Source organism: Flagellimonas baculiformis (assembly GCF_033441575.1).
GTDB lineage: Bacteria > Bacteroidota > Bacteroidia > Flavobacteriales > Flavobacteriaceae > Flagellimonas > Flagellimonas baculiformis.
On the sequence record NZ_JAUZVW010000029.1, the window covers coordinates 1 to 9045 of the forward strand.

5 protein-coding genes are annotated in these 9045 nt (G+C 49.3%); 2 read left to right on the forward strand and 3 right to left on the reverse strand.

Annotated features, from left to right (window positions below; genetic code table 11):
• Positions 1 to 130 precede the first annotated feature (130 nt).
• Positions 131 to 3112, reverse strand: a complete 2982-nt coding sequence (locus SD450_RS19335) for a DNA polymerase III subunit alpha (protein WP_036379058.1) — start codon at positions 3110 to 3112, stop codon at positions 131 to 133.
• A 1-nt stretch (position 3113) separates the two neighbouring features.
• Complete coding sequence (gene dinB / locus SD450_RS19340) at positions 3114 to 4328, reverse strand: DNA polymerase IV (protein WP_036379060.1); 1215 nt, start codon at positions 4326 to 4328, stop codon at positions 3114 to 3116.
• Positions 4329 to 4444: 116 nt separating this feature from the next.
• Here dinB and SD450_RS19345 point away from each other — a divergent pair, with 116 nt between their 5' ends.
• Positions 4445 to 5200 carry an SOS response-associated peptidase gene (locus SD450_RS19345; RefSeq protein ID WP_036379062.1) on the forward strand — a complete coding sequence of 252 codons (756 nt, stop codon included), beginning with the start codon at positions 4445 to 4447 and terminating at the stop codon, positions 5198 to 5200.
• A gap of 201 nt (positions 5201 to 5401) precedes the next feature.
• Positions 5402 to 6949 carry a Fic family protein gene (locus tag SD450_RS19350; protein ID WP_036379063.1) on the forward strand — a complete coding sequence of 516 codons (1548 nt, stop codon included), beginning with the start codon at positions 5402 to 5404 and terminating at the stop codon, positions 6947 to 6949.
• A 129-nt stretch (positions 6950 to 7078) separates the two neighbouring features.
• Here SD450_RS19350 and SD450_RS19355 read toward each other — a convergent pair whose 3' ends face one another.
• The gene (locus SD450_RS19355; RefSeq protein ID WP_151890958.1) at positions 7079 to 8875 is read right to left on the reverse strand and encodes a ParB/RepB/Spo0J family partition protein; all 1797 of its coding nucleotides are present in this window, start codon (positions 8873 to 8875) and stop codon (positions 7079 to 7081) included.
• Positions 8876 to 9045 lie beyond the last annotated feature (170 nt).

The following is a 9045-nucleotide window of genomic DNA, read 5'->3' on the forward strand; positions in this document are numbered from 1 at the left end:
CCCTCTTTTCAACATCATAATCTCAATAGATATAATCTATAAAACAAATCTAAAGGCCGTCCCTTGTCCGAGAAATATTTTCCGGGTTTATCTTTGGGCAGTATTGATCGGAATAGGTTCTACACGCCTTTTATTTGGCCATCAGTGCACCTGTACCTACCTGCCTTGGGTCAGGTTTCAAGGGTTGTTTGATGGTCGAGATCACCTCCAGACTGAAATGCCCGAACTCTTCGGTCACCGTTCCATGGCATAGATAGGTCCCCTTTCCATGAATGGGTGTGGATGCCATTGTTTGGGGAAAGTGGACACAGTCAAAAAAATGCCCTTCCAGATCGAGCATGGTGGTAAAGCGCATCGTGTCCCCTTTGGATGTGGTGTTCAGTCGGGTATGCACTAGGGAACCATAGATCCATATCCTTTGGTTGACATGGGCCTCAAAATCACCGGCGGTCAATCGGCTCCTTACCTTGCCGTCCATCAATTCATAATACCCACATAGCGGAAATCCCAAGAGTTCTATTTGGTCATAGGCATCCTCAATAGGATGGGAAGGTAAGTTTGGTAATGTAAAATGCCGGTGGTTGGGTTTAAAGAGCAATTTCTGGACCGTATCCTTTCGATGGGCCCTGGTCTTGAACACGGCCTGCCAAAGCACTTGTTTCTTGGGTACCCCAAACACACGAAAGGCATCGATACGTACCAAGATGGTCAACTGTTCGATGGCAATCGGGACACGGTCGATAAAATCATCAAAATCCCGGAACTTCCCATGGAGCTGCCTTTCGTTCAGGATGCGTTGGATGACCAAACGTTCCAAACTCCGAAGCTGCCCCAGCCCCAAATAGATGTGCTTCCCATAGATGACATTGACATGATCACTGCGGTTGATACAGGGCGGATGGATAATTCCTCCCCACATCTTAGCCTCATGGACATAGAGCTCTGTATCATAGAACCCTCCCCCATTGTTGAGCACGGCTACCATAAATTCCAGGGGAAAGTAGCATTTCAGATACAGGCTCTGGTAGCTCTCCACCGCATAGGAAGCGGAATGTCCCTTGGCAAAGGCATAGCCCGCAAAACTCTCGATCTGTTCCCAGACCATTTGGGTCAAGGCAGCATCGTGCCCCCTTTGTTTGCAGTTTTCAAAAAACTTGAGTTTCACTGCTTGGAATTCCTCCCGGGAACGGAACTTTCCGCTCATCCCCCGTCGCAACACATCGGCCTCCCCTAGGTCGAGTCCTGCAAAGAGATGGGCCACCTTGAGCACATCCTCTTGATAGACCATGATCCCATGGGTCTCCGGCATGATCTCCAACAGGATGGGATTGGCCTCCTTGCGGCGTTCCGGTTCCCGCTCCCTGCGGATATATTCATCCTTCATCCCCGAGGAGGATACCCCTGGACGGATCACGGAGCTGGCCGCCACCAGTCCCAAGTAGTCATGGGTCCGTAGCTTTTTCATCAGCCCCCGCATGGCTGGGGATTCCACATAATAGGCCCCTATCGCCCTTCCTTGGCTCAACAGCCGATTGATATTGGCATCCTGTTTCATGGCCTCCACGCTCTTGATGTCCCAAAGCATGGCATCGGGTCGGTTGTCCTTGATCACCTCAACCGCCTCCTTGATCTTGGCCAATCCCCGTTGCCCAAGGATATCGAACTTGAACAGGCCTACATCCTCGGCAATGATCATATCGAACTGCACCGTCGGAAACCCTTTGGGCGGCAGGGTCGTGGCCGAATAGTAATGCTCGGAACGGTCCAGAATCAAGATCCCCGAGGAATGCACACTGATGTAATTGGGCATCCCATGGATATAGGTGGCGTATTTCAGCACCAATCGGGCCAGTTCGTCCAAGCTTCCTTGCTCATACCGACCTGCACTGAGCTTATCGATTTCCTCGGTGGGCAGACCGAACACCTTGCCCAGTTCCCGAACAGCGGCCCGGTATTTAAAGGTGTTGTAGGTTCCCAATAGGGCCACATGCTCGAAACGTTCAAAAATATAGGCCGTGACATCGTCCCGGTCCCAGGTGGAAAAATCAATGTCAAAATCCGGAGGGGAGGCCCTAAAGGGATTGATGAACCGTTCAAAATACAGGTCCAGTTCAATGGGATCCACATCGGTGATCCCAATTAGGTAGGCCACCAGACTGTTGGCCCCACTTCCCCTACCCACATAGGGATACCCTTTGGACTTGGCATAGGAGACGATATCATGGTTGATCAAAAAATAGGACACGAAGTCCAGTTCCTGAATGGTACGCAGTTCCCGGAACATCCGCTCCTTGACCTTTTCCGTGGGATGGGCATAGCGTCGAGGCAGCCCATCCAATGCCAGTTCCCGCAACCGCTCCACATCCAAGGCCTTGGACGCCAAAAAACGGGACTGGTTCTGGGAAACCCGCTCACTTCCAAACCCAAAGGCAATGGTACAGGAGTCCATCAACCGCTGCGTATTCTCCCAGATATGCGGAAAATCAACCAAGGCTTTTTTTAGTTCCTCCATGGACCGAAGGGTATCAGAGGGTCTGGCCTCCTCGGACTGGGGAAGTTTACTCAACAGTGTGTTCAATCCTATGGCCCGAAGCAACCGATGGGTATTGAAATCCTTTTTGTTACGAAAGCTCACGGGCTGTAACAACACCAATCTATCGGTATAATCCCGGTACCGGGAGAACCGTAATTTCCGGAGCTCTTCGACGGATACCCCAATGTACTCATAAGCTCGGAAGTCTGTCCGTTCCTCCTCCTGGATCTTCTCGAAGGGATAGATGACATGGACATGTTCGAATATTGGAGCCACGGAGGGAATGGATGTTCCCTTATGCAAATGTTCGGATAGAAAGGCATTGATCTCCCGAAACCCTTCATTGTTTTGTGCCAGGCCCACAAACTCCTGTACGTTCCCGTTCCGAAAATCGATGCCCAGAATGGGACGTATTCCCTGCTCATGGGCCAGTCGCACAAAGTTCATCCCTGCCGAACTGTTGTTGATATCGGTCAGGGCCAAGGTTTCCACCCCATGGGAACAGGCCAACTCCAAGAGCTCCGTTTCGGAAAGCACCCCGTAGTTCAAGGAATAATAGGTATGGCAGTTCAAGTACATGCTATTGTTGTCTATGGGCCAATAAGATGGGTGGTTGTCCGTCAAAGGGGTTTCCGCCTCTTCCTATACTATGGGCCCCCATGGCCGAGGCCCGCATCAAACTGGATTCCCCAAATCGATTCCGTACACGATCCATGGCCTGATAGAGGTTGAGCAGTTTTTCGTCATCCGCGAACAGGTCGATCTGGTAATGCCCCCCTACGATATGACTGTAGTTGACACCCACGAGTCGGATGAGCATCCTTCGGTCATAAAGGGAGGTAAAGAGTTCCTTCACCAAGGGTACCAACACATGGTCCGCAGAAGTATAGGGAACCCGTTTCTGCTTGGTGTAGGTCTTGAAATCACTGTACCGGATCTTCACACTCACACAGCCCGTCATCTTATTGGCCCTTCGGAGTTGGTAGGCCAGGTTCTCGGCCATGGCGAACAAGGTGGTCTCCAGTTTGACCATATCGGTGGTATCCTTTCCATAGGTACGTTCCGTAGAAATGGACTTCCGTTCATGAAACGGGAGCAAGGGGGAATTGTCCAGCCCCTGGGCCCGCATCCAGATGGTCCGTCCATGCAACCCAAAGGCGCTTTCCAGCATCTCCAAGGGCAGTTGCTGTACGGTCTGTATGGTAGTCACCCCCATATTGGACAAAAGCCCATAGGTTTTCTCCCCCACGGAGGGCAGTTTACGAATGTGTAAAGGCGCCAGGAACTCTTTCTCCAGTCCAAGATCGATCTTCATCTGGTTGTTGGGCTTGGCCTCCCCGGTGGCCACTTTGGAGACCACCTTGTTCTGGGAGAGTCCAAAGGAAATAGGCAATCCCGTTTCCCTCAAGATCCGTTGTCGAATTTCCGAGGCGTATTTGTAACAGCCAAAGAAACGGTCCATCCCGGAAAGGTCGGCATAGAACTCGTCCACACTGGCCTTTTCAAAGACCGGGACACTCTCCTTGATAATCTCGGTCACATTGTCCGAGAACTTCATATAGGTCCCTGCATTGCCCTTAATCACAGTGGCCTCCGGACACAACCTCCGGGCCACTTTCATGGGCATCCCTGAATGCACCCCAAAACGCCGGGTCTCATAGCTACAGGCCGCGACCACCCCTCTGTCCCCCAACCCACCGACCAAGAGGGGCCGCTTCATCAGACGGCTGTCCAGTAGTCGTTCACAGGAGACGAAGAAGGTATCCAGATCGATATGGAGAATGGTGGGTTTCATAAAATGTTGGATTTATTCCTATAATTTGGAAAATATCCAAATGTACGGAAAGGAACAACCCGTTTCAAAACTTTAACAATTTTGCCTATCTTAATACGGCATAATTCAACCTCAACATGTGTTACTCGACCAGACAGACCCGGGAACGGAAGGAGCTGGAAAAACTCCTTTCTGTCAAGGCCATGTACGGTGACCTGGACACCGACCTGGAACTCATTTATTTCCACGCCAACGGCTGGAGCCATCCTGTGATGTGGACTTTGGGCCAGGAAGAGCCCTACAATATGCTCCCTGCGATGTGGGGCATCATGCCCCCAAAGGAAAAGCAGGAAAATTACACGGAGTATTTCAAGAACCCAAAAACCTTTGGGGGACTGAATGCCAAATCCGAAAAGCTCTTTGACCACTTCGTGTACCGGTACTGTTGGGAGCACCAACGCTGTATCATTCCCGTGGACGGATTCTTCGAACCACACAATACGAAAGTGAAAGTCAAGGGAAAGGATTTTAAAGTTCCGTTTTATTTCCATAGAAAGAACGGCGACCCCATATACCTAGCGGGCATCTATACCAACACGGCCGATGGACGGAGGACCTTTGCCGTACTCACCAAGGACGCCACCCCCATGTTCGAGGAAATCCACAATGAAAAGAAAAGGCGACCCGTCATCATTGATGATGAAAACTTGGATGCTTGGTTACATAACGGCAACAATAAATCAGATGTTCAAGATCTTATCGATGACGATCTATGGGAAGGTGATCTGGAAGCCTATCCCGTCACCAAGGACCTCTATAGTAGAAGTGTGGATTCCAACTATCCGGGCATCATTGAAAAAGTGGACTACGAAGAGGTGTCCATACCCTATTGACCTTTCCTTTTGACCATGTTCATGGGTACGGACAGGGAATATCCCCCATTAAGGGTTCGCTAGCCCCGGAAGTGCAAGATCTTCAACGGTCAACCCAGACAGATGTACTTATATTTCATGAAAAATATATAAAAATCATCGTTTTTCACGCCAAGTAATTGTTTTTCATGGTATATTTGTCATTATATTTCACGTCATCATATGAAAAATAATGATTTTTCACAGAAAATAACGGTTTTTCATGGCCGCACCTTACCTGAGGAAGGTTTCTTGGTAGGTCAGTCCCTTTTGATTGCCACAATGGAGAATCAATTTGATGTAGCGGTTCCCCTGCCTGATATATTGGCCATGGCAACGGAGAAGCACCAACGCTACGATACGGACCAATGGCAAGTGTTCACCATAAGGCACAAACCCAAGGACGACCTGAAAAGCCATTTGGTCTTTGCCCTTAAATACGAGCCCTTGGACCTATATCTCCTCAAAAGGTTTTTCGAGTTGACCGGGGATGCCATCATACACCAAATGTTGGAAGAGGAGCCCACGGGGCAATACACTAGAAGGGCGTGGTTTCTATACGAATGGCTGACCGGAATAACCCTTGACGTACCGAACCTGAACAAGGGCACTTATGTAACGGTGGTGGACCCCAACCTACAATATACGGCCGAGCCCGAGAATTCCACACGGCATCGCGTCAAGAACAACCTGCCCGGGGTCCCGGGGTACTGCCCGATGATCCGACGGACGGCAAAACTGGATGGGTATATTGCCAAGGACCTATCTGAAACCATCGAAAAGGGATTGGGCAAACGGGACAAGGATCTTATTCGAAGGACCGCTGCTTTTTTATTGTTGAAGGACTCGAAGGCATCCTTTGCCATAGAAGGGGAACATCCCCCGAGCATGCGGGCAAGGAATTGGGGAAAAGCCATAGGCCAATCGGGCAAGTCCCCTTTGGGCATACAGGAGATCGAACGGTTACAGCATATTGTCATCGGCAACAAAAAACTGAGGCATATGGGCATCAGGACCGGGGAAGGCTTTATTGGGGAGCACGATAGGGAGACCCTCTCCCCCTTGCCCGACCACATCTCTGCCAAGGCCAAGGACCTTCCTCTTTTGATGCAAGGGTTGTTCGGCACGAACGAGCTGTTGCAGAAGTCTCGGTACAATCCTGTATTGGCCGCGGCCACCATCGCATTTGGCTTTGTTTTTATCCATCCCCTATCCGATGGCAACGGGAGGATACATCGCTATATCATCCACCATTTGCTTACCCGGATGGGGTATACCAAGAGAGGTATGATATTCCCCATATCCTCTGCCATTCTGGAACGGATTGATGAATATCAGGATATTCTGGAGCATTTTTCCTCGCCAAGGGTCGATTTGATCGAATGGGAGGAAACACAAGACCATAACATCGATATCCTGAACGAAACCATTGATCTATACCGGTACTTTGATTTGACCAAACAAGCGGAATTCCTGTATACCTGTGTGGAAGAGACCATTGAAAGGATCATACCGGAAGAATTGGACTATTTGGAAAAATACGATCGGATGACAAACCTTATCAATGCCCGTGTGACCTTACCGGATACCAAAGTCGATCTTTTGATCAAGTTTCTGAACCAGAATGAAGGTATATTGTCCAAAAAAAGAAGGGAAAAGGAATTTGCGGAATTGACAGATGCTGAAATCCAGGAAATTGAAGATTCATTCCAAAGTATTTTCCAAGGTTGATGGGTAACCTGACCCAGTTTGGGTTCCCTAACTATTCAAATCCCTATCTGTGGTAGGACACCGGCATGGTTCGACCAAAATAAAAAGGGTTCGCTTTCCCGAACCCTTCTTTTGTACCATTTGGAAGCCCTATCCCTCCAATATTTTGGCCTGCCGTTCTAAACTGGCCACCCTTTCCTTGATCCGTTCCTCCCGTTTTTGACGCTTTTCAGTATAGGATTTTTCGATTCCCAAAATCTTCTCCTTGTAAAAGGATTGCATTGCCACATAAAAGGATCGGTTGGTCAAATCATTGGAGTGGTTGCTTTCCCCAAGGTGTACCTGTCGGGTCAACAGGAACCGGAGCAGTTTATACAAGGTCTCCTTTTTGAAACCCTGTTTGAACCGGGCCACCCGTTCCCCATCGGATAACTTGGAATCCTCGCCGAAGAATTCCCCAAAATGTTCCCTTTGGCTATAATACCCGATGTTGTTCTCGAACAGGGAAATGGCAATGGCCACCATTTCATCCGTGGACAAAGGCTTTTTCAGGTTGATATAATCGGTCTCACGTATCATGTCCACGACTTCCTTGAACTGGTTGTTGTTCTCGATCTGTTTTTTCCGCAATTCCCGTGTATTGATCTTGATGATCTGCTCCTCCGGGGTACACTCGGACATTTTGCGTTGCTCCAAGGCCTTGGTACCTGAACTTCCACTATGGGTTTCTTCCCTGACCTTCACAAATACCGGCCGGCTCAAATAGGTGTCCGTTTCCAGCAGGATACCCTTTTCAAATCCAAGGTCCACGGCCTTGTCCCATGCCTCCTTTTCCTCCGTGAAGGATTCCAGGGCCTCTTTCAGGAATTCACCCAACTCTTCCTCGGTATATTCATAGTGTCGGTGCTCCTCCCTAATGTGATTCATGGTAGGTTCTATGGGCTCCTTTAAAATGTCCAGCCCATTGGTCAAATGCACCGCTAGGCCCTCCTTTTCCATTTGGGCCATGACCCATTGGTTGCGTTCCTCGTCCACCCGGTATTTGTTGATGTTGGGCACCAGTTTCAATCCTTCCTTTTTCACGCTTTTCAATAGCTGCATAAAGGTCTTGGTCTTTTTGTTCTCAAAACAGGAGGTCCGGGTACAGACCATCTTCCCATCACCGAACAAATTGCCCTGATTGGCAGCATTGAAGGGACAGGTATGGCAAGCCCCGGCTTTGGGAAGCAACGTCTTATCCGACAACCCAAAAGGGGCTTTGGACAGATCGAAGGTGCGGCTTTCGATCATCCGTTTGATCCTATGTTCCTGGAATTCGTCTTCTAGGCTTTCCAACAGCATCAGTTGTTCTCCGGGTTCAAAAAGGGCCACGGCCACCCCTAGGGAGAGGGTCATTTCCCCACTGCGGATAAAGGCCTTGAATCCCTCGATCAATCCTGCCAACTTGATGCGTTGCCGGATATAGTTCTCAGATCGGCCCAGACGTTTTGCAATCTCCCCGGGTTCGTAACGATCCAACAAAAATTGGATGGCCTCGGCCTCCTCCGTGGGTTCCACATCCTTGCGCTGTAGGTTCTCGATGATCTGGACCTCCAGAATCTCAGTGTCCCTATAGTCCCTTACCATGGCAGGGATAGTGGTCAATCCTGCCAATTTACTGGCACGATACCTTCGCTCACCCATGACGATGATAAAACCTTCGTCGGATTTTCGTACGGTGATCGGCTGCAGCACCCCATGTTCGGCAATGCTCTGTTCCAAATGATTGAGACTTTGCTCATCAAAGGTTTTTCGGGGTTGGTCTGGGTCCGGGAAAACCGAATCGATTCCCAACAACTGGATCTGTGGAACGTTTTCCACCTTCTCCACAGTTTTGGTTTGTTCCGACTTTGAACCTTGGTTGTTACCTGCTTTACGTGTCGCTCTCTTCTTTGTTTGTGCTTCCATGATCTTTGGATTTTGGTTAAACAATATTTGAGCGGAAACCAAGCGGAAGACAAATTTTTGGAGTGGCAAGGAAACGGAATAAAAAGTGACAGGGGAACGGCTTTATGTATCCTATGATAGGAGCAACTTTTTTAGGATAATTTTTTTCTATTGGATTCGATTTTTAGAAT